The sequence below is a fragment of the Herbaspirillum sp. WGmk3 genome (genome assembly GCF_023952535.1).
GTDB classification, from domain to species: domain Bacteria; phylum Pseudomonadota; class Gammaproteobacteria; order Burkholderiales; family Burkholderiaceae_D; genus Herbaspirillum; species Herbaspirillum huttiense.
This window is the reverse complement of the sequence record NZ_JAKYWT010000004.1, coordinates 515,725-536,028: the sequence shown is the minus strand read 5'-3', so window position 1 is coordinate 536,028 and position 20,304 is coordinate 515,725. Positions and strand designations below refer to the sequence as shown.

At 64.5% G+C, this 20,304-nt stretch carries 17 protein-coding genes; 14 read left to right on the top strand and 3 right to left on the bottom strand.

Features of this window, described 5'->3' with window-relative positions; translation table 11 throughout:
- The first annotated feature begins 105 nt into the window (after positions 1-105).
- From MKD49_RS18040 to MKD49_RS17980, 13 genes are all read left to right on the top strand, one after another.
- On the top strand, positions 106-1,299 hold the full coding sequence (locus tag MKD49_RS18040; protein ID WP_252696990.1) for a muconate/chloromuconate family cycloisomerase: 1,194 nt from the start codon (positions 106-108) through the stop codon (positions 1,297-1,299).
- A 49-nt stretch (positions 1,300-1,348) separates the two neighbouring features.
- Complete coding sequence (gene catA / locus MKD49_RS18035) at positions 1,349-2,284, top strand: catechol 1,2-dioxygenase (RefSeq protein WP_121038026.1); 936 nt, start codon at positions 1,349-1,351, stop codon at positions 2,282-2,284.
- A gap of 112 nt (positions 2,285-2,396) precedes the next feature.
- Complete coding sequence (locus MKD49_RS18030) at positions 2,397-3,770, top strand: Rieske 2Fe-2S domain-containing protein (protein ID WP_204725079.1); 1,374 nt, start codon at positions 2,397-2,399, stop codon at positions 3,768-3,770.
- Positions 3,767-4,261, top strand: coding sequence for a benzoate 1,2-dioxygenase small subunit (benB, locus tag MKD49_RS18025; protein ID WP_252696989.1), 495 nt, complete (start codon positions 3,767-3,769; stop codon positions 4,259-4,261). Before MKD49_RS18030 ends, benB begins: the two co-directional genes overlap by 4 nt.
- A 21-nt stretch (positions 4,262-4,282) precedes the next feature.
- Entirely contained in the window at positions 4,283-5,308 is a 1,026-nt protein-coding gene (gene benC, locus MKD49_RS18020; protein ID WP_252696988.1) for a benzoate 1,2-dioxygenase electron transfer component BenC, read from the top strand.
- Positions 5,305-6,093 (top strand): benzoate diol dehydrogenase BenD, encoded by a 789-nt coding sequence (benD, locus tag MKD49_RS18015; protein WP_252696987.1) that lies wholly within the window; start codon positions 5,305-5,307, stop codon positions 6,091-6,093. The genes benC and benD overlap by 4 nt, the downstream gene beginning before the upstream one ends.
- A 34-nt stretch (positions 6,094-6,127) precedes the next feature.
- Entirely contained in the window at positions 6,128-6,538 is a 411-nt protein-coding gene (locus MKD49_RS18010) for a RidA family protein (RefSeq protein WP_039788846.1), read from the top strand.
- Positions 6,539-6,636: 98 nt separating this feature from the next.
- Positions 6,637-8,004, top strand: coding sequence for an MFS transporter (locus MKD49_RS18005; protein ID WP_252696986.1), 1,368 nt, complete (start codon positions 6,637-6,639; stop codon positions 8,002-8,004).
- A 48-nt stretch (positions 8,005-8,052) separates the two neighbouring features.
- Positions 8,053-9,273, top strand: a complete 1,221-nt coding sequence (locus tag MKD49_RS18000) for a benzoate/H(+) symporter BenE family transporter (protein WP_371925484.1) — start codon at positions 8,053-8,055, stop codon at positions 9,271-9,273.
- A gap of 19 nt (positions 9,274-9,292) precedes the next feature.
- Positions 9,293-10,564, top strand: coding sequence for a GTPase (locus MKD49_RS17995; RefSeq protein WP_252696984.1), 1,272 nt, complete (start codon positions 9,293-9,295; stop codon positions 10,562-10,564).
- Positions 10,561-12,114, top strand: a complete 1,554-nt coding sequence (locus MKD49_RS17990; protein WP_252696983.1) for a dynamin family protein — start codon at positions 10,561-10,563, stop codon at positions 12,112-12,114. Before MKD49_RS17995 ends, MKD49_RS17990 begins: the two co-directional genes overlap by 4 nt.
- A gap of 78 nt (positions 12,115-12,192) precedes the next feature.
- Positions 12,193-13,137, top strand: a complete 945-nt coding sequence (locus tag MKD49_RS17985) for a methyl-accepting chemotaxis protein (RefSeq protein WP_252696982.1) — start codon at positions 12,193-12,195, stop codon at positions 13,135-13,137.
- A gap of 34 nt (positions 13,138-13,171) precedes the next feature.
- On the top strand, positions 13,172-15,088 hold the full coding sequence (locus MKD49_RS17980) for a sigma-54-dependent Fis family transcriptional regulator (RefSeq protein WP_252696981.1): 1,917 nt from the start codon (positions 13,172-13,174) through the stop codon (positions 15,086-15,088).
- Between the two features lie 38 nt (positions 15,089-15,126).
- On the opposite strand, the gene MKD49_RS17975 is transcribed toward MKD49_RS17980, so the two are convergent.
- Genes MKD49_RS17975 through MKD49_RS17965 form a run of 3 tightly spaced genes read right to left on the bottom strand, consistent with a single transcriptional unit; the run spans position 15,127 to position 19,330 of the window.
- Positions 15,127-16,035: a transporter gene (locus tag MKD49_RS17975; protein ID WP_252696980.1), complete on the bottom strand. Its 909-nt coding sequence runs from the start codon at positions 16,033-16,035 to the stop codon at positions 15,127-15,129.
- A gap of 57 nt (positions 16,036-16,092) precedes the next feature.
- Positions 16,093-17,559, bottom strand: a complete 1,467-nt coding sequence (locus MKD49_RS17970; protein ID WP_252696979.1) for a benzaldehyde dehydrogenase — start codon at positions 17,557-17,559, stop codon at positions 16,093-16,095.
- 31 nt (positions 17,560-17,590) lie between these two features.
- Positions 17,591-19,330 carry a GMC family oxidoreductase gene (locus tag MKD49_RS17965; RefSeq protein WP_252696978.1) on the bottom strand — a complete coding sequence of 580 codons (1,740 nt, stop codon included), beginning with the start codon at positions 19,328-19,330 and terminating at the stop codon, positions 17,591-17,593.
- Positions 19,331-19,678: 348 nt separating this feature from the next.
- Here MKD49_RS17965 and MKD49_RS17960 point away from each other — a divergent pair, with 348 nt between their 5' ends.
- Positions 19,679-20,092, top strand: coding sequence for a hypothetical protein (locus tag MKD49_RS17960; RefSeq protein ID WP_121038053.1), 414 nt, complete (start codon positions 19,679-19,681; stop codon positions 20,090-20,092).
- Positions 20,093-20,304: the final 212 nt, after the last annotated feature.

Sequence of the window (20,304 nt, the reverse complement as noted above, 5' to 3'; positions counted from 1 at the left end):
TCCTTTGATTTTTATAGGAGCCTTTATAAACTATATAAAAAAGGTATGAAACTAGACGAATTTGGTGTTGGCAATGGCAGGGCTTCCGGGTGTTCAATGCAGTCCATGGATACCCCACAACACCTTCACGCTGCGGCCCCGGCCCTGATCGACCGGGTCGAGACCTTCCTGGTCGATCTGCCGACCATCCGTCCCCATCAATTGTCGATGGCGACGATGAACGGGCAGACCCTGATGCTGGTGCGCCTGTACTGCTCCGACGGCACGGTCGGCGTGGGCGAGGGCACCACCATCGGTGGCCTGGCCTACGGCGCCGAATCGCCCGAGGGCATGAAGCTGGCCATCGATACCTACTTCGCGCCGCTGCTGCTGGGCGCCGATGCCAGCCTGATCCCGGCCATCATGGCGCGCCTGAGCAAGGCCATCCAGGACAACCGTTTCGCCAAGTGCGCCATCGAGACGGCGCTCTTCGATGCCCTGGGCCAGCGCACCGGCCTGCCGGTCTCGCAGTTGCTCGGCGGCCGCGCCCGCGAAAGCCTGCCGATCGCCTGGACCCTGGCCTCCGGCGACACCGCCAAGGACATCGACGAAGCCGAGCGCATGCTGGCCGCGCGCCGCCACAAGATCTTCAAGCTCAAGATCGGCCGCCGCGAAGTCGAGGCCGACGTCGCCCACGTGGCCGCCATCAAGAAGGCCCTCGGTGACCGCGGCTCGGTGCGGGTGGATGTGAACATGGCCTGGAGCGAACTGGAAGCCCAGCGCGGCCTGGCCGGCCTGGTCGATGCCGGCTGCGAACTGGTGGAGCAGCCGGTGGCCTCGGCCCCGGCGCTGGCCCGCTTGAAGGGCAAGCACGCCATCGCCATCATGGCCGATGAATCGCTGACCGGTCCGGCCTCGGCCTTTGCGCTGGCGCGCATCGGCGGTGCGGATGTGTTTGCGATCAAGATCGAACAATCGGGTGGCCTGCGCGCCGCCCAGCAGGTGGCCGCCATCGGCGATGCGGCCGGCATCGAGCTGTACGGCGGCACCATGCTCGAAGGCGCCATCGGCACCATCGCCTCGGCCCATGCCTTCGCCACCTTCCGTGAATTGCAGTGGGGGACTGAGTTGTTCGGTCCGCTGCTGCTGACCGAGGAAATCCTGGCCGAGCCACTGCAGTACCAGGATTTCCAGTTGGCCATACCGAACCGCCCCGGACTGGGCATCGTGCTGGATGAAGAGCGTGTGCAATACTTCCGGCGCGACCGCAAGCAAGGGGCGACAGTGACAGCAGCGAGGCCGGCCACACTGGCCGGATAAAACAAGAAAACGCACTTCCCCAATCAACAAATCCAAAAGGAGACTCAACATGGCAGCCAAGATTTTCAGCACCCCCGAAGTCCAGGACTTCCTGCGCCTGGCCAGCGGCCTCGACACCGAAGGCGGCAGCCCGCGCACCAAGCAGATCGTGCATCGCATCCTGTCCGACCTGTTCAAGACCATCGAAGACCTGGAGATCACCTCCGACGAATACTGGGCCGGCGTGGCCTACGTCAATCGCCTGGGCGCTGCCAGCGAAGCCGGCCTGCTCTCGCCGGGCCTGGGCCTGGATCGCTTCCTGGACATGCGCATGGATGCCGAAGACGCCGCACTGGGCATCACCGGCGGCACCCCGCGCACCATCGAAGGTCCGCTGTACGTGGCCGGTGCGCCGGTGGAGCAGGGCTTCGCGCGCCTGGACGATGGCAGCGACAAGAACGGCCAGACCATCATCATGCACGGCACTGTCTATGGCTCGGATGGCAAGCCCATGGCGGGCGCGCAGGTCGAAGTCTGGCATGCCAACACCAAGGGTTTCTATTCGCACTTCGACCCGACCGGTGAACAGAAGCCCTTCAACATGCGCCGTACCATCATCACCGATGCCCAGGGCCGCTACAAATTCCGCAGCATCATGCCGGCCGCCTACGGCTGTCCGCCGGCCGGCCCGACCCAGGGCCTGCTGAACCAGCTGGGCCGCCACGGCAACCGTCCGGCACACATCCACTTCTTCGTCACCGCCGATGGCCATCGCAAGCTGACCACGCAGATCAACATCGAAGGCGATCCGCTGATCTATGACGACTTCGCCTACGCCACCCGCGAAGGCCTGGTGCCGCCGCTGGTCGAGCGTACCGATGCGGCCAGCATCAAGGCCGAGGGACTGGAAGGCCCGTTCGCCGAGATCGTCTTCGACATCAACCTGACCTCGCTGGTCAACGGTGCCGACAACCAGGTCGTGGACCGTCCGCGCCTGGCCGCCTGATCGCCTGATCGTCCTGCGCCAGCCGCTGGCGCAGGCCAGCCTCATCCCCGCCGACTGCCTTGCCGCGATGGTTTCCCATCGCGACAGGCGGGCTGCACCCTGGAGAAAAGACATGACCACCCTTGCCGCCGACAAGTATGAAGAGGTCGAGCGCCTGCTCGACACCGCCCTGGATGAAGATGCCACCAACGGCATCTTCCGCTGCCGCCGCGACATCTTCACCAATGCCGACCTGTTCGAGCTGGAGATGAAGCACCTGTTCGAATCGAACTGGGTCTACCTCGCTCACGAGAGCCAGGTCCCCGAGATCAACGATTACTACAGCACCTGGATCGGCCGCCAGCCGGTGGTGGTCACCCGCGACAAGAACGGCGAGCTGCACGCGGTCATCAATGCCTGCGCCCACAAGGGGGCCATGCTGTGCCGTCGCAAGCACGGCAACAAGAGCAGTTTTACTTGCCCGTTCCACGGCTGGACTTTCTCCAACAGCGGCAAGCTGTTGAAGGTCAAGGACGAGAAGACCACCGAATATCCGGTCTCCTTCAACAAGAACGGCTCGCATGACCTGACCCGCGTGGCGCGTTTCCAGAACTATCGCGGCTTCCTCTTCGGCAGCCTCTCGGAAGACGTGCTGCCGCTGGAAGAGTATCTGGGCGAGACCCGCGTCATCATCGACCAGATCGTCGACCAGGCGCCCAATGGCCTGGAAGTCCTGCGCGGCAACTCCAGCTACCTGTATGACGGCAACTGGAAGATGCAGATGGAAAATGGTTGCGACGGTTACCATGTCAGCTCGGTGCACTGGAACTACGCGGCCACCATGAGCCGCCGCAAGGAAGGCGGCACCAAGGCCACCGATGCCAACAACTGGAGCAAGGCCGTGGCCGGCGTCTACGGTTTCGAGAACGGCCACATCCTCCTGTGGACCAATACGCTCAATCCGGAAGTGCGCCCGATCTGGAACCAGCGCGAAGAACTGGCCGCCCGTGTCGGCCAGGCACGCGCCGATACCATCGTGGCCCAGACCCGCAACCTGTGCCTGTATCCCAACGTGTTCCTGATGGACCAGTTCGGCACGCAGATCCGCGTGGCCCGTCCCATCAGCGTGAACCAGACCGAGATCAGCATCTTCTGCTTCGGCCCCAAGGGCGAGAGCGCCGAAGACCGCCGCGTGCGGATTCGCCAGTATGAGGATTTCTTCAATGTCTCCGGCATGGGTACCGCCGATGACCTGGAAGAATTCCGCGCCTGCCAGGCCGGCTACGCCGGATCGGCCGTGCGCTGGAACGACATGAGTCGGGGCGCGCCGCTGTGGAAGCAGGGCCCGGACGAGAATGCGAAGAAGATGGGCATGAACCCCAAACTGAGCGGTGAACGCAGCGAGGACGAAGGTCTCTTCGTCTGCCAGCACCACTACTGGACCGAGCAGATGCGCAAGGCCGTCAGCAAGGAACGTGCGGCCGCAGAGCAAGGAGCACAAGCATGAGCCAACCTGCCCAACTAGATGCAGTCTGCGCCTTCCTCTATCGCGAGGCGCGTTATCTCGACGAACGCCAGTGGGAATCCTGGCTCGAACTTTACGCCCCGGACGTCGAATACTGGATGCCGGCCTGGGACGATGACGACCAGCTTACCGAAGACCCGCAGCGCGAGATCTCGCTGATCTACTACGCCAACCGCGATGGACTGGAAGACCGCGTGTTCCGCATCAAGACCGAGCGCTCCAGCGCCTCCATGCCGGAGCCGCGCACCAGCCACATGATCGCCAACGTGGAGATCCTGGACGAGCACGACGATGTGGTGGAGGTGCGCTACAACTTCCATACGCTGTCGCACCGCTACAAGATCACCGACCAGTTCTTCGGTACCACCCTGGTCAGCTTGCGCAAGACCGAAGGCGGCTTCCAGATCGCCCGCAAGAAGATCGCCCTGAAGAACGACTACATCCGCCAGGTCATCGACGTCTATCACGTCTGACCAGCCCGCAGGAGACATGACATGAGCAGCTATCGCATCGCCCTCAATTTCGAAGACGGGGTGACCCGCATCATCCAGTGCGGTCCCAAGGAAAAAGTCCTGGACGCGGCGTTCCGCCAACGTATCAACCTGCCCATGGATTGCTCCGACGGCGTATGCGGCACCTGCAAGTGCCGCGCCGAAAGCGGGCAGTACGACCTGGGCGACGACTATATCGACGATGCGCTCAGCAGCGATGAAGCGGAACAAGGCCTGGTGCTGACCTGCCAGATGATCCCGCAATCCGATTGCGTGGTCGCCGTACCGGTGGCCTCTACCGCCTGCAAGACCGGCAGCGCGAAGTTCGGCGGCAAGGTAGCCGAGGTCACCGCCTTCGGTGAGGCGGCCTTTGAACTGGTGTTGGAGGTGGCGGCCGATGCACCGGCTTTCCTGCCGGGCCAATACGTCAACATCGCCGTGCCGGGCAGCGGCCAGCATCGTTCGTATTCGTTCAGCTCGCCCTCGGGGGACACGCGCATGAGCTTCCTCATCAAGAACGTGCCGGGTGGCCTGATGAGTGGCTGGCTCAGCAAGGTCGGTACTGGCGATGCGCTGGAGATGACCGGTCCGCTGGGCAGCTTCTACCTGCGCCCGGTCGACAAGCCCGTGCTGATGCTGGCCGGTGGTACCGGGCTGGCGCCGTTCCTGGCGATGTTGGAGGAGATGGTGCAGCAGGGTGTGCAGCAGCCGGTGCACTTGATCTATGGCGTCACCCGCGACCAGGACCTGGTACTGGTGGATCGCCTTGAAGACCTGGCGAAACGCTTGCCCGGCTTCAGCTTCACCACCTGTGTAGCCGATGCCGCAACGAGCCATCCTCGTCAGGGGTACGTGACCCAGCACATGCCGGCCGAGGTGCTGCACGATGGCGCAGTCGATGTCTACCTGTGCGGTCCGCCGCCGATGGTGGAGGCGGTGCAGAAGCACTTCCAGGCACAGGGCATCGCCCCGGCCAGTTTCCATTACGAGAAGTTCGTCACCAGCCAGCCGGTGGCGGTGGCGGCATGAGCGCAGCGCTCCCCCGCGCACGCTTCGCCGGCAAGGTGGCCGTGGTCACCGGCGCCGCCCAGGGCATCCTGCGCGGCGTGGCGCTGGGCATCGCGGCTGAAGGTGGCCAGGTGCTGATGGTGGACCGCGCCGGCTTCATCCATGAAGTGGCGATGGAAGCGCCCGAAGGACGGGCCACCGGCTTCGTCGCCGACCTCGAAACCCATGACGGCGCGCAGGCCGCCATGGCCCGCGCCATCGAACTGCATGGCCGCATCGACCTGCTGGTCAACGGCGTGGGCGGTGCCATCCGCATGCGCCCCTTCGCCGAATTCGAAGCCGATCAGATCGATGCCGAAATCCGCCGCTCGCTCATGCCCACGCTCTACGGCTGCCACACGGTGCTGCCGCACATGCTGCGCGCGGGCCGGGGCACCATCGTCAACGTTTCCTCCAACGCTACGCGCGGCATCCGCCGGGTGCCGTATTCGGCAGCCAAGGGCGGCGTCAATGCCATGACCTTGGCACTGGCCATGGAATACGGCGAGCAGGGCATCCGCGTGGTGGCCACCGCCCCCGGCGGCACCCAGGCACCACCGCGCCGCGTGCCGCGCAATGCGCAAGGCGACAGCGCGCAGGAGCAGGCGTGGATGCAGGAGGCCGTGCAGCAGGTGACCAGCTCCACTTTCTTCAAACGCTATGCCACGCTGGAAGAGCAGATCGCACCCATCCTCTTCATGGCTTCCGACGAGGCCAGCTACATCACCGGGGCCGTATTGCCGGTCGCCGGTGGCGACAATGGCTGAGGCCTCTCAATCAACTTCATTGAACGGAGACACCATGTCTGAACGCCAGGCCATCATTCCCGAGGGAATGGAAGACGTCTACGAAAAAATCGGTTATGCCCCCGGCGTATTGGTCGGCGATGTTCTCTACGTCTCCGGCCAGATCGGGCGCGGTCCCGACATGCAACTGGTGGAGCCGCGCGAAGCCCAGATCGTGCAGGCCTTCGAGAACCTCAAGCGGGTGCTGGAGAAGGCTGGCGGTACCCTGGACGACATCGTCGATCTCTCCACCTTCCATACCGACATGCGCGATTTGCCCTTGTTCATCAAGGTGCGCAACCGCTACCTGAACGCCTATCCGCTACCAGCCTGGACGGCGATTGGCGCGCACATGCTCGGCGGTGCGCCGGGCTACATCATCGAGATCAAGGCGGTGGCGCATCTGCGCAAGAAGGGACAGGCCTGATTCGCACTGGATTACTGCAAGAAAAACGCCGGGCATAACAAACACAAGAACACAAAACAACGCCAATCCCGCAAGACAAACGACAACGGAGGAGACCCATGAAGACCCAGGAAGTGAGCCAGATCATCGATGGCGCGCGTTTCACGCAATTCCACTGGATGGTGATGTGCCTGTGCGCATTGCTGCTGGTGTTCGACGGTTATGACCTGTTCATCTACGGTGCCGTGCTGCCGGTGCTGATGAAGGAGTGGTCCCTGTCGCCGGTGCAGGCTGGCGCGCTGGGCAGCTATGCGCTGTTCGGCATGATGTTCGGTGCCTTCGTCTTTGGCCCGCTGGCCGACCGCATCGGCCGCAAGAAGGGCGTGGCGATCAGCTTCGTGCTCTTCAGCGTCTCCACTTTCCTGAGCGGCTTTTCCACTTCGCCCACGGAATTCGGCATCTATCGCTTCATGGCCGGCCTCGGTTGCGGCGGCCTGATGCCCAATGCCGTGGCGCTGATGAATGAATACGCGCCCAAGCGCCTGCGCAGTACCTTGGTGGCCATCATGTTCAGCGGCTACTCGCTGGGCGGCGTGCTGTGCGCGGGCCTGGGCATCTGGATGCTGCCCAACTTCGGCTGGCAATCGATGTTCTTTGCCGCGGCCGTACCGCTGGTGCTGCTGCCGGTGATCCTGTGGAAGCTGCCGGAATCGGTCGGCTTCCTGCTGCGTGCGGGCAAGCAGGAGCAGGCCCGTGCCATGCTGGCGCAGGTCGCTCCGCAAGCGGTGCTGGGTGCCGATGTGCAGCTGGTGCAGAGTGATGCCAAGGGCTCTGGCGCGCCGATGCTGGACTTGTTCAAGCAGGAGCGCACCCTCGGCACGCTGATGATCTGGATCGCCTTCTTCTGCTGCCTGCTGATGGTCTATGCGCTGGGTTCGTGGCTGCCCAAGCTGATGGCCAGCGCCGGTTACAGCCTGGGGTCGTCGCTGTCCTTCCTGCTGGCGCTCAACTTCGGCGGCGTGGTCGGCGCCATCGGCGGCGGCTGGCTGGGAGACCGCTTTACCTTGCCCAAGGTGGTGGTGAGTTTCTTCGCGGTCGGCACGGTGGCCATTGCGCTGCTCGGCTTCAACAGCCCGACCCCGGTGCTGTACCTGCTCATCATCGTGGCCGGTGCCACGACCATCGGCACGCAGATCCTGCTGTATGCCAATACGGCCCAGTTCTATCCGCTGGCGATCCGCTCCACGGGTCTCGGCTGGGCTTCCGGTGTGGGCCGCTCGGGCGCCATCGTCGGTCCCTTGCTGGGCGGTGCGTTGATGGCGGCCGCGCTGCCGCTGAAGATGAATTTCCTGGTGTTCGCCGTGCCGGGACTGGTCGCTGCATTGGCCATCGGTATCTTCCTGCTGCGCTATCGTCATGGCCAGCGTGCCGTGGCAGCGGAGACTGCGTCGACCGTGACCGCCACGCCGATCTCGCGCAGCGTTTAAGATCGTAGCCGGTCAAGCCGGTCCGGCACCTGGCGGAGCGATCCACGGGTGCCGGACCTTTCGTGCGTTCGTGTAGTTGCATTTCGCAAGGAAGCTTCGATGGTTCAACGACAAGGCTCGCTCACTGCGTGGGTGGCGGGTTTTCTGGCAGTCCTGATTTCTTATGCCGGTCCGCTGGTGATTTTCGTGCAGGCGGCCCATGCGGGCCAGGTGCCGCAATCACAACTGGTGTCCTGGGTGTGGGGCATCTCCATGGGTGCGGGCGTGAGCGGCCTGCTGCTGAGCTGGTGGTTCCGGATGCCCATCATCACGGCCTGGTCAGCACCGGGGACGGCGCTGCTGTTGAGCCTCTTTCCCGGAGTGGGCATGCCGGAAGTGGTGGGGGCCTACCTCATGGCGGCCTTGATCCTGATCGTCATCGGCGTGACCGGCTGCTTTGAAAAAATTCTCGCCTTCATCCCCAAGGGCATTGCGGCCGGCATGATGGCCGGCATCCTGTTTCAGTTCGGGGTGCAGGCCTTTCGCTCCAGCGTGGGTGCGCCGCTGATGGTGTTTGCCATGCTGGCCGCCTATCTCGCAGGACGCCGCTGGTGGCCGCGCTACGGCATCGTGGTGGTGGCACTGACCGGTTTCGCAGTGGCCTTTGCCGGCGGCCGCACCGAACTGGGAGCCCTCCACCTGGAGTTGGCGCAGCCGGTCTTCATTGCCCCGCACTTCAGCATTGGCATGTTCTTCAGCCTGACGGTGCCGCTGGTATTGGTGAGCCTGACCGGCCAGTTCCTGCCGGGCATGGCGGTGCTGCAGCTGGCGGGCTACCATCCGCCCACGCGCGCCGTGGTCACCGGTACTGCGCTGGCCTCGCTGCTGACGGCCTGCTTCGGCGGCATCACCATCGTGCTGGCGGCCATCACGGCCGCGCTCTGCACCGGCAAGGATGCGCATCCGGAACCGGGCCGGCGCTATATCGCCGGTATTGCCAATGGCGTGTTCTATCTCATCGGCGGCACCTTTGCGGCGTCCATCGTGACGCTGTTTGCCGCCTTTCCCAAGGAACTGATCGCGGCCCTGGCCGGGCTGGCACTGATCGGTGCCATCGTGTCCAACATCCGCCTGATGAGCGAGGACGGCAGCCATGCCGAGCCTGCCGTCATCACCTTCCTCGCTACTGCGTCCGGCATGACCCTGTTCGGACTGGGCGCGGCCTTCTGGGGCGTGGTCATCGGCATGGCCGCGCACTGGCTGATCGGCCGTCCCGCCCAGAAAAAATGAAAAACATGGAGACCCCCCAATGACCCCTCAGCATGATTCCTTCGACCCGCTCGCCAGCGAAGTCCTGGCCGTGGTGCCGGGCCGCGCGCATGACCTGGCACGCTTGCGCGTGCTGGCACAAGTGCAGGCCGCGCCGACCGTGACGGTGGTCGGCAAGTACAACCACGGCAAGAGCCGCCTGCTCAACGAACTGATGGGGCGCGACGTGTTTGCGGTGGCCGACCGGCGCGAGACGGTCACGCTGTCCGAACACCATCACGCCGAACTGCGCTGGCTGGATGCGCCCGGGCTGGATGCCGACGTCGCCCTGCAGGATGACAGCCATGCCCAGGAAGCCACCTGGCTGCAGGCCGATGTGCGCCTGTTCGTGCATGCGGCCAAGGAAGGCGAACTGGATGCGGTCGAACGCCATCTGCTGCAGGCCCTGCGCGAAGACCAGCAGCGCACGCGGCGGCAGACGCTGTTCGTGCTCACGCAGGTGGACCAGATGAGCGATGACGAGCAACTGGCCAAGGTCAGCGCCGCCATCTCTGCCCAGGCACCGGGGCTCACGCTGTATCCGGTGTCGTCGACGCGACACCGCAGTGGCGTGGAAGGAGGCAAGTCGCTGCTGCTGCAGCGTAGCGGCATTCCGGCGCTGCAGGCCTTGCTGCGTGACGTGGTGGAGCAGGTGCCGGGCGCGCGCCGACATGAACGCCATCTGCTCTTCACCGAGATCGGCCAGCAGGTACGGCAGCAACAAGCTGCGCTGGAGAGCGGGCTGCAAACGCTGCGCCAGCGCCAGCAGCAGCAACGCCAGGATTTCGAGCAAGGGTTGCAGGCCGTGCTGGAAAAAGTCCATCAGGATCTGCTGCCGGTCGTCGAGTTTCAGGGGGACGATCCCGCGCTGGTACCCGATACCGCCGCCGACGAATTCAAGCTCACCGCCGGCAAGCGCGAGCGGGCGCGCATTCACGTCGCTTATTCCCGCGCCTGCATCGCCATTCGTGCGCACCTGATCCAGCATGGTGTGGAAGGCTTGCCGGCCAGCCAGCAGACCTCGGTGGCCAGCCTCGATACGGTGATGGTGGCCGTGCTGGGCATCTCCATCAAATACCGCGCCGACCTGCGCCGCCGCTTCTGTGAACCGGCGGGGCAGGCGCAATTGAAAGAGGCCTTCCTGCACTACTACGAACTGTCGGAAGACCGTCAGGCGCTGCAACAGCAGATCGCCATCGGCCAGGCCGAACTGCACGCGCATGAACGCGCGCAGCAGGCACTGGCGCGGCTGCGCGAAGGAGAGGGCGCATGAGCCATGAAGAACAGCGTTTCATCGAGTCCATCGGCCGCACCGGCCAGGGCGAGGCCGACCTGCAGCCGGTGCTGTCTGCATTGCGTGATTGGCTCGTGGCGCTGGCGCAGGCCTTTGAAGCTGCCCCGCTGCCGGCCAGCGGCCTGCAGTCGGCCAGCCCCATGGCGCGCCGTATGGCCGCCTTGCACGAAGAGCGGATCCACCAGGCGCGCTGCCGCGAGGAGCAATGGATTGCCCTCGCTCCCGCCCGTGCGCTGGCCCAGCGTTTCGAGGGCAAGCTCATGCTGCTGGTGTTCGGCAAGTTCAATGCCGGTAAAAGCTCGCTATGCAACTTTCTCGCGCAACGCTTCCGCGAGCGCCAGCAGGCGGTGCAGTATTTCCATCTGCAGGACGGGGCGCTGATGGAGAGTGAAGATCCTTTCCATGAAGGCGCTACCGAAACCACGGCGCGCCTGCAGGGCGTCTGCTTGGGCGACGGGCTGGTGCTGCTGGACACTCCCGGCCTGCATTCGGCCACCGGCGAGAATGCGGCGCTCACGCAGCGTTTCCTCGACAGCGCCGATGCGGTGCTGTGGCTGACCAGTTCGACTTCGCCGGGACAGGTGCAGGAGCTCGATGAACTGGCGCGCGAACTGCGCCGTGGCAAGCCGCTGCTGCCGGTGCTGACGCGCAGCGACGTCATCGATGAGGATGAGGTGGATGGCCAGATCGTCAAATGCCTGCGCAACAAATCCGATGCCAACCGCGCCGACCAGGAAGCCGACGTCCGTGCCCGCGCCGCCGACAAGTTGCAATCGCTGGGTGTGGCGCTGCATCAGCTGAAGGCTCCCGTGTCGGTGTCCGCCTATGTGGCCCGCACGGCCGGTGCGGATGCCGAAGCGATGCGCGGTGCCGGTTTCGAGCGCCTGTATGCCGCACTGTCGGACCTGCTGGCACCGGCCCTGGCCTATCGCGACCGCAAGCCGGCCGAAGTGCTGCTGCACCATCTGCAGGAAGCGGTACTGGCCCCTCTGCAAGGGCAGACCCTGCCCGCGCTGCGGGGCTTGCAGCAGTTGGTGCAGAGCGAACTGCAAGCACTGCCCGCCAGTCGCACACGCGTCGTGCAACTGGCCTGGCGCGAGGTGATGCCGGGCCTGCCGGCCTTGCTGGAGCAGCACGCCGGCACGGACGATGTGGCCGCTGTACTGGCCAGCCTGCAAGCATCATTGATGCACGCCTTCGAGCGCCACGCGCGCGCCGTACTGGACAGCCATGTGCTGTCCGCACCGGCCCCGGTGGCGCTGGTCCTGCCTGCGGGCAGCGGCTATGAACGCATTGCCGACGATTTGCCGCCGTCCTACGAGAAACTGTACGAAGCGCTGAGTCAAAGTGTACTGGCGGCCTTGGAGCAACTGGCCGATGAAGTGGCCGGGCACTGTACTGCCCGGTTGGCGGCACTGTCTGATGCGGTGTCCGTGCAGCGGGCTCTTGTCGACGAGCACGCGCGGCGTTTGCAGCAGCTGGAAAGTGGCCTGCGCGCTGCACCGCCGGAAGTGCTTGGCACGCCTTGAAGCGTCCCGGCGCAAATCACGGAATCAAAACAATAAATGCATGCGCACGCATGCAAATGAGCAACAGAGGAGATCAACATGCGGATGCATCTTGTCAAATGGGCCTGCGTGGCCTTGTCGGTCGTGGTCACGGCAGCGGCCAGCTGGAGCCTGTTCAATACCGCGCGCGGTGTGGCTGAAGAAGTGCTGGCAGCTTTGTTGCCACTGGCCATGGCGGCCATCGCCTTGATCGGCACGCGGCGACCATCGGTAACGATCCAGGTGCCGGAACAGGTTCTGCTGGCCAATACCGAACTGGCCACAAGTGAACCGGCCGCCCCCTTGTCCGCAGTACGGTACGCGTATCCTGTGACGCCGCAAGCCTTGCAAGTGCTCCACGGGCTGGTGCAGGATCTGAGCAGTCTGCTCGACCGCACCATCGCCGACATGGCGCGTGCCGGTGTAGTGGCCAAGCAGTCGGGGGGCAGCGTCGATCGCGCGGTGGCCGCAGTCGAGCAGACCGTGCGATCAGTGGCTGCCATCAGCAGCTACATCGAAACATCGCTGTCGACCTATCGCTCGCTGGCCGGGCAGGCAGCCACCATCGGCGGCATCGTCGATACCATCCACGAGATCGCCAGCCAGACCAATCTGCTGGCCCTGAACGCGGCCATCGAAGCGGCGCGCGCCGGCGAGAGCGGGCGCGGCTTTGCGGTGGTGGCCGCCGAGGTCAAACGCCTGGCGGGTCGGGTTGGCCAGTCCAGCAAGGAGATCGGCAAGATTGCCAGCTCGCTGAGCCAGTCCTCCGGCGCTGCCCTGCGTGAGGCCGAGCGCGCCGCAACGCTGGCCACACTGGGCCGCGCCAGTGCCGGCCTGGCGCATGAGGCCATGAGCGAAGTCATCGACGGCGCGCGCAAGCGCGTGGCTATCGTGGGGGGCATCAATGAGGCACTGGCGCGTCAATCCGACGTGGCTGCCGCATTGGCATTGCAAACGCAGGGTTTGCTGCCGAGCGCCGGATTGCAGGCGGTCCCGCAGGCTTGATTGGTAGCGCTGCATCCCATCCCCTGGAGATACCATGACCGAGTTCGCCCATCTGCCTTCGGCTGCACTGGCCGAGTCTGAACGCATCCGCACCGCACGCCGCCTGTTCTTCGAGGAAGGCACGCTGCCCAGCGGTCTGGTGCCCGATGCCGTGCTGCGCTCGTGGCAGCGCTGCCAGGGCGTTGGCTACCGGACTGGCGAGGCGGTCAGCTTCGATCCGGTCCAGCCCAGCGTGGTGTCGTCCTTGCTTGAACGCAGCCATGACCTGATCGAGGCGGCTCGCCCTGAATTCGAACGGCTGGCACGTGTACTGGGCGAGGGGGCTTACGGTTTGTTGCTGACCGATGCCGACGGCCATGCGGTGGCCGTGCACGGCCCGCTGCAACACTGTGGCGAATTGATCCGGCGTGCGTTGCGCCCGGGTGTGAACCTGGCCGAGGCACGCATCGGCACCAGCGCCATGAGTACCGCCATGGCCGAGGGACAGGCCATCGGCGTGTTCGGACAAGAACATTTCTTTGCCCAGCATGGCAGCTTCCAGTGCGCCGCCGCACCCATCTACGGCGTGCAGGGCGAACTGCGTGGCACCATCGATGTCACGCGCGATACGCCCTTGCCCCAGTTCGGTGTGCTCTCGCTGATGCAGGACAGCGCCAGCGTCATCGAAGCCACGCTGCTGCGCGCAGTACCGGCGCGACTGCGGGTGCGGATGTGCTGGTACCACGGCGCGTTGGGCGGGCTGGGCAATGCCATGATGGCCTTTGGCGCAGATGGCGAAGTCGTGGCCGCCAACCAGGCGGCGCGCCGCCTGCTGGACTTGCGCAGCGAAATAAGGGGATTGCATCACGATGATGTGTTCCAAGGCCGCTTTTCGGAACTGGTGGATCGCCTCGGCCATCAGCCGCTGCTGCCATGGCGTTTGCGCTCCGGGCTCACGCTGACCATGGCACCGCTGGATACACCGCAGCCGGCGCGCCCGGCCGCGTTGCAGCCTGCACGTCCATCGGTGGCGCTGGCCCCTGCTGCCGCGCTCCCCGAATTCGGGGATGAAGAGGTGGCGCGTGCCCTGCCACGGGCAGTGCGCGCGCTCGATGCCGGACTGCCGGTACTGATCCTCGGTGAATCGGGCAGTGGCAAGGAGGTCGCGGCTCAGGCTTTGCATCGAAGCAGCCGCCTGCGGGGGGGGCCCTTCGTGGCGATCAATTGCGGCGCCATTCCGCGCGAGCTGATCGAGGGCGAACTGTTCGGTCACACCGACGGTGCCTTTACCGGGGCGCGACGCGGCGGGGCCAAGGGCAAGCTGGAACAGGCCGATGGTGGCACGCTGTTCCTGGACGAGATCGGCGACATGCCGCTGGAATTGCAGACGCGCCTGCTGCGCGTGCTGGAGACGCGCGAGGTCACGCGCCTGGGCGGCACCGGCAGCCGCAAGCTGGAGTTTCAATTGCTTAGTGCCACGCACCAGCCACTGGATCAGTGGGTGGCGCAAGGGCGTTTTCGGGCCGACCTGCTGTTCCGCCTGGATGGACTGCGCTTGCCCTTGCCACCCTTGCGTCAACGCGCGCAGTTGCATCGCTTGCTGACGGTCCTGCTGGCCGACGAAGGACTGCATGAAGCGCAACTGGAAGCGGATTGCCTGCAACACCTGCTGCAATTGCCCTGGCCGGGCAACTGCCGCCAGTTGCGTGCCGCCTTGCGGCTGGCACGGGTGATCGCCGAGCCGGGTGAGCTGATAGGTCGGCAGCATCTGCCGGCAGAGCTGCGCCAGCCCTGCGCCGAGTTCGCCCCGCCCGCCGCGATGAATCAGCAAGCGGGCGTTTCCTTGCGCCAGCATCATCAAGCCTTGCTGGCCGCGACCCTGGAGGAGGTGCAAGGCAATGTGTCGGCAGCGGCCCAGCGCCTGGGCGTGAATCGCTCCACGTTGCATCGCTGGATGAAGAAATCGCGCTGATCGCGCAAGGCGACGATCAGCGCGTACGGCTTCAGGCTTCAGAACACTTTGGCGATGCGCAGGTTGATGCGATTGGATTCCTTGGCACCGTTCTCCACCTTGATGGACTGCCCATACTGCACCATCAGTTGTACCGTCGGGGCGACGAACGTGGAGAAGCCCGCTTGCAGGCGTCCATTGTTCATGCGGTCATTTTGCGCGACGCCATTGAGCTTGGTCGCCCCGCCGAAATCCTGGTACCACGACAGTGCCAGTGACGTCGTCGGCGAGAACATGTAGCGCAGGTGCGTTTGCAGGCCATAGGAAGCGTCCTGTTCGCGCTTGAGTCCGAGGAAGTTGGTGTTGTCGCCATAGACGGCATATTCACCGATCACATCCAGCATGAAATTGGCCGGCAAGGCCGTGACGTAGCCCAATTGGAAGATCCCTTTCCAACGGTTTTCGCCCACGTTGACCGGTCCCTTGCTGCCATCGTAATTGCCCGCCGGTACTGCGACGAAGGCCGATACGCCCAGCCAGCGCTGTTGCTGCTGCTGGTTCAGCAACCACAGGGTCCCGCCCACCAGCGGATCGCCTACACCGCTGGCCGAGACCGGCTTGAGCGGCCCGAAGGCGGTCTGCAGATCGACCTTGCCGAAGGGGATGATGATTTGCGGATCGATGGTGTAATCGCCCACTTGCATGAAGTGGACGAAACGTGCCAGGCCGATGTCAGTCACCAGCCTGAAGTCGCCTGCCGTGCGGTTGCCGTTCGCATAGTTGGCATTGCGCTCGGTGTGCTGCCCGTACAGCAGGGCCAGGTTGGCGCCGGCGGGTAGAGCCGCATAGTCGCCCGGATCGGTGGCGATTTCAGCGGCCGCGGCGCTGCCGGCCGAGAAGGTCAAGGCGCTGGCGGCGGCCAGCAGGGCGCGCCGCAGCGGGCGGACGCGATGGTGCGGGGCTTGCATGGAATGGTCTCCTGGTTATCGTTGTGATGGGGTGCTGCACTCGTGCATGCGTGGTATTCAGAAGGGATACTGAATCGGCTGGTCCATGATGCTGATCCACTGGCTTTGGGTGAATTCATGCACGCTGGCCGGGCCACCGAAGCGGCTGGCATTGCCGGAATCTCCCATGCCGCCGAAGGGCACCTGAAATTCGTTGTTCACCGTCTGATCATTGATGTGCACCATGCCGCAGCGCAGCTGGCGGCCCAGTGCCGTGGCGCGTGCCACGTCACGGCTGTGCACGGCGGCAGCCAGGCCATAGGGGCTGCCATTGACCAGCGCGATGGCCTGGCGTTCGTCGTCGAAGACGGTAATCGGCGCCACGGGGCCGAACAATTCCTCGTGATACACCGGCATCTCGGGTGTGACGCCGGCCAGCACGGTGGGCGCATAGAACAGCTCATCGTAGTGGCCGCCCGCGAGCAGGGTGGCGCCCGCTGCGATACTCTGCGTGACCAGTCCGTGCAGGCGGTCACGCTGGCGCGCATTGATCAGCGGGCCCAGATGAACCTGCCCCCGGTACGGGTCGCCCACATGCAGTGCCTTGGCGCGGGCCGCCAGTTTTTCGGCATAGAGCGCCGCCACCGAGCGATGCACCAGATGGCGGCCGGCCTGCATGCAGATCTGTCCCTGATGCAGGAAGGAGGCCCAGGCGCCGTTGGAGGCGGCGGCATCCAGATCGGCATCGGCCAGTACCACTTGCGCATTGTTGCCGCCCAGTTCCAGAGCCACCTTCTTGAGCGATTGTCCGCAGTGCTGGCCGATGGCGCGGCCCACTGCGGTCGAGCCGGTGAATGCGATCATGCCGACCTGCGCATGGGCCACCAGCGCCTGTCCCGCTGCCGGCCCACCGGGAATCACGTGCAGTACGCCTTGTGGCAGGCCGGCGAGCTCGAACAGGCGCGCCAGCAACAGGCCGCCACAGACTGCGCTCTGGGTGTCAGGCTTGAGTACAACCGCATTGCCCAGCGCCAGCGCCGGTGCCACTGAACGCAGTGACAGCAGCAGCGGGAAATTCCATGGGGAAATCACGCCGACCACTCCGATGGGAATCTGCCGCCACTGGTTGCTGCGACCGGGCAGGGACGAGGGGAACAGCAAGCCGTCGGGCTGCATCGGCAGTGCAGCCGCCATGTGCAGTTGTTCGCAGCATTGCGCCAGTTCCCATTGGGCCTTGGCGGTGGTGGAACCGCATTCGCGCACGTTCCAGCGATTGAATTCTTCGGCATGCAGTTGCATGAGTCGCGCCGCTTCGCGCAGGATGCGTGCACGTTCGCTGAAAGTGATGGCGGCCCAGGCCGGTTGGGCCGTCGCCGCGCTGGTGACGGCGCGGTCGATGTCGTCGGCATTGCCGATGCCGGTGGCGGCCAGCGCTGCTCCGTTGGCCGGTTCGATCACGTCGGCGTGGCCGCCGGCGGCGCTGGTCCAGCCATCGGACCAGATCTTGCCGTGCCAGTGCTGGTCGCTGTCAAAGAGGGTATGCATGATGTCCTTTGTGTCTGTGAAGGTCAGTAGATCAGGCTTGCTTGAGGATCTCGGCCATCCGTTCGCCGATGATCATGCAGGGGGCCATGGTGTTGCCGGTGGTCACGCGCGGCATGATGGAGCCATCCGCCACGCGCAGGCCGTCGATGCCGTAGACGCGCAACTGGCTGTCGACCACGGCCATCTGGTCGCGTCCCATCTTGCAGGTGCCGGTCTCGTGCCAGTAGGTGAGGGCGGCGTCGCGCACGAAGCTCTCCATCTGTTTGGGAGAGAGCGGGCCCGGCATCACCTCGCGCTTGGCATAGGCGCGCAACTCGGCCTGGTTGCCGATCTCGCGGCACAGCTCGACGGCGCGCACCAGCGCCTTGACGTCAGCCGGATCGGAGAGGAAGTTGGCGTGGATCTTGAGACGGTCACGCGGATCCGCCGATTGCAGTTCCAGATGACCGCGGCTCTTGGGTTGTACCAGGCCCGGCGCGATCGACCATGCGGCCTGCGGTACCTGATACTGCTTGGCCGTCGCCTCGGAAGTGAACGGTATCTCGATCTGGAACGGCTGCAGGTCGGGCGAGGCCAGCTTGCTGTCACTCTTCCAGAAGAAGGTACATTCGGCCAGATTGTTGCGGGGTGCCTCGGGCGTGTTGTATTCCCACAGGCAGCCGCCGAGCAGGATGTGATCCATGAAATTGCGACCGACGCCAGCAAGAGCATGGCGCACCGGTACGCCGGCCCGTCGCAGCATGGTTTCGTCCCCGATGCCGGAGAGCATCAGCAGCTTGGGCGAGTTCAGCGCACCGGCCGAGAGGATCACTTCGCGGCGGGCACCGATGCGACGCTGCCGGCCCTGCCAGTTCAACTCCACACCCGTGGCACGCTTGCCCGACAGCGTCAGGCGCTGCACTTCGGCCCGGGTCAGTACGGTGAGATTCTTGCGCTGCATGACCGGGTGCAGGTAATGCGAAGCCATGTTGCGGCGACGGCCATCCTTGATGGAGGTGTTGGCGATGGCGCATCCGCCGGGGCCTTCCATCATGACGCCGTTGTGATCCTCGAAGGAGGGGATGCCGATGGCCGCAGCCGCGCGCTTCATGGCCGGGGCGATGGGATTGGGGTCCTTGGCCGGCTGGACCCAGACGTTGCCGCCCTGACCGCGATAGGCTGGATCGGGGGCGCCCTGCCAGTCCTCGATGCGCTTGTAGATGGCCAGTACGTGATCGTAATTCCAGGCCGCATCTCCTGCCTCGGCCGCCCAGTGGTCATAGTCGCTCTTGTGGCCGCGGGCGTAGGCCATGACGTTGATGCTGCTGCCACCACCGATGGCGCGGCCCATCGCCAGGCTCAGGGTGCGCTGATGAAGGTGGCGCTGCGGCAGCGACTTGTCGCCCCATTCGCGCTCGGTCCCGAGATTGGTGAACCAGACGCCCGGGTCCAGGATGCTGGGTGCATCATCGCTGCCGCCCGCCTCCAGCAGCAATACGCTGAGCTCAGGATTTTCCGACAGGCGGCTGGCAATCACGCAGCCAGAGGAACCCGCGCCGACCACGATGTAATCGTACTGGCCTTGCAGCGTGCTGGCGCGTTCGGCCTGGTTGGTGGCGATGGCCTCGGCCTGCTGCGCGATGCTTTCGATGGCGGTGGTGCCCAGGCCCAGGGCCGCTGCCAGTTTCATGAAATGACGGCGATCGATCTTGCCGTGCATCAGCGCCTGTTCCAGCGCATTGATGCGATCGCCATGGGCGAGGTCGTCCCCGCCAGTGGATGGGATGTGCATGAAGTCTCCAGTTCTTGGTTTCTTGGATTGCGTCCGGAATGACGCAATGACCGATCAATGGCAAGAGGTGTGCCAAACTCATTGATGGCGTGCGATGGTCTGCAAGTCATTGAAAGAAAAGACTTTTATTGCTTTTCGCAGAAGCGGTGGCACCACCGGGAGTGATGCAAATTGCGCCGGTGGCGACGTCACCGACGCAGCTTGCGTCAACCGATGGAATCTTTTGCGACCGACGCCGTCTGCATTAAGTCTTCCTTAATTTTTCAGTTTTACAGTTAGTCCGTCGGATCTCCCGGCAGTCCGCACCAGCGGCAGCGCTTTCATCCTGAACCACGACAAGGAGCCATCATGGACATCAACAAGATCACCGCCATCAGCGCCATCGTCTTCGGCCTCGCCGGCATGGCGGCACCCCTGACCCACGCCCAGGACATGCAGGGCACGGTCGCCTACATGAACGGCGGCATCGGCGCCGGCGAGCAGGCCAAGCTGCGTGAATCGGCCAAGGACTACAACCTGCGCCTGCTGTTCTCGGAAGCCAAGGACGGCGCCTATGTCAGCAACGTCAAGCTGGACGTGGCCGACCTTCACGGCAAGAGCGTCTTCAGCCTGGCCACCGCCGGTCCCATGACCAACCTCAAGCTGCCCAAGGGCGAATACGAAATCACTGCCGTCTACAACGGCGTCAAGAAGACCAGCAAGGTCAGCGTGGGTGAGAAGCCCGTCTCGCTGAGCTTCAACTGGGCGCATCAGGACAACTGAGTCCCGGCGCATTCATCGGCCAGTCATTGGCCATTCGCCGGTCATTCGTCGGTCATTTATCGGCCGTCGCCCCAGCCCCCTTCGAACGTCAGCCATAGCCCGCTCCGCAGAGCGGGCTATGGGCGCTTGCGCGCGGTCTGCCAAGGCAGGAGAAGAATGACATTTTTGTCATTGAAATGTCATTCGAATGACGTTTCGGCTTGCCTAGAATC

Coding starts and splice junctions, on each gene's coding strand:
- MKD49_RS17995 (WP_252696984.1), top strand. CDS start 9,293: ATGACCCCTCAGCATGATTCCTTCGACCCGCTCGCCAGCGAAGTCCTG.
- catA (WP_121038026.1), top strand. CDS start 1,349: ATGGCAGCCAAGATTTTCAGCACCCCCGAAGTCCAGGACTTCCTGCGC.
- MKD49_RS17985 (WP_252696982.1), top strand. CDS start 12,193: ATGCGGATGCATCTTGTCAAATGGGCCTGCGTGGCCTTGTCGGTCGTG.
- MKD49_RS17960 (WP_121038053.1), top strand. CDS start 19,679: ATGGACATCAACAAGATCACCGCCATCAGCGCCATCGTCTTCGGCCTC.
- MKD49_RS18010 (WP_039788846.1), top strand. CDS start 6,128: ATGTCTGAACGCCAGGCCATCATTCCCGAGGGAATGGAAGACGTCTAC.
- benD (WP_252696987.1), top strand. CDS start 5,305: ATGAGCGCAGCGCTCCCCCGCGCACGCTTCGCCGGCAAGGTGGCCGTG.
- MKD49_RS17980 (WP_252696981.1), top strand. CDS start 13,172: ATGACCGAGTTCGCCCATCTGCCTTCGGCTGCACTGGCCGAGTCTGAA.
- benC (WP_252696988.1), top strand. CDS start 4,283: ATGAGCAGCTATCGCATCGCCCTCAATTTCGAAGACGGGGTGACCCGC.
- MKD49_RS18030 (WP_204725079.1), top strand. CDS start 2,397: ATGACCACCCTTGCCGCCGACAAGTATGAAGAGGTCGAGCGCCTGCTC.
- MKD49_RS18005 (WP_252696986.1), top strand. CDS start 6,637: ATGAAGACCCAGGAAGTGAGCCAGATCATCGATGGCGCGCGTTTCACG.
- benB (WP_252696989.1), top strand. CDS start 3,767: ATGAGCCAACCTGCCCAACTAGATGCAGTCTGCGCCTTCCTCTATCGC.
- MKD49_RS17970 (WP_252696979.1), bottom strand. CDS start 17,559: ATGCATACCCTCTTTGACAGCGACCAGCACTGGCACGGCAAGATCTGG.
- MKD49_RS17975 (WP_252696980.1), bottom strand. CDS start 16,035: ATGCAAGCCCCGCACCATCGCGTCCGCCCGCTGCGGCGCGCCCTGCTG.
- MKD49_RS17990 (WP_252696983.1), top strand. CDS start 10,561: ATGAGCCATGAAGAACAGCGTTTCATCGAGTCCATCGGCCGCACCGGC.
- MKD49_RS17965 (WP_252696978.1), bottom strand. CDS start 19,330: ATGCACATCCCATCCACTGGCGGGGACGACCTCGCCCATGGCGATCGC.
- MKD49_RS18040 (WP_252696990.1), top strand. CDS start 106: ATGGATACCCCACAACACCTTCACGCTGCGGCCCCGGCCCTGATCGAC.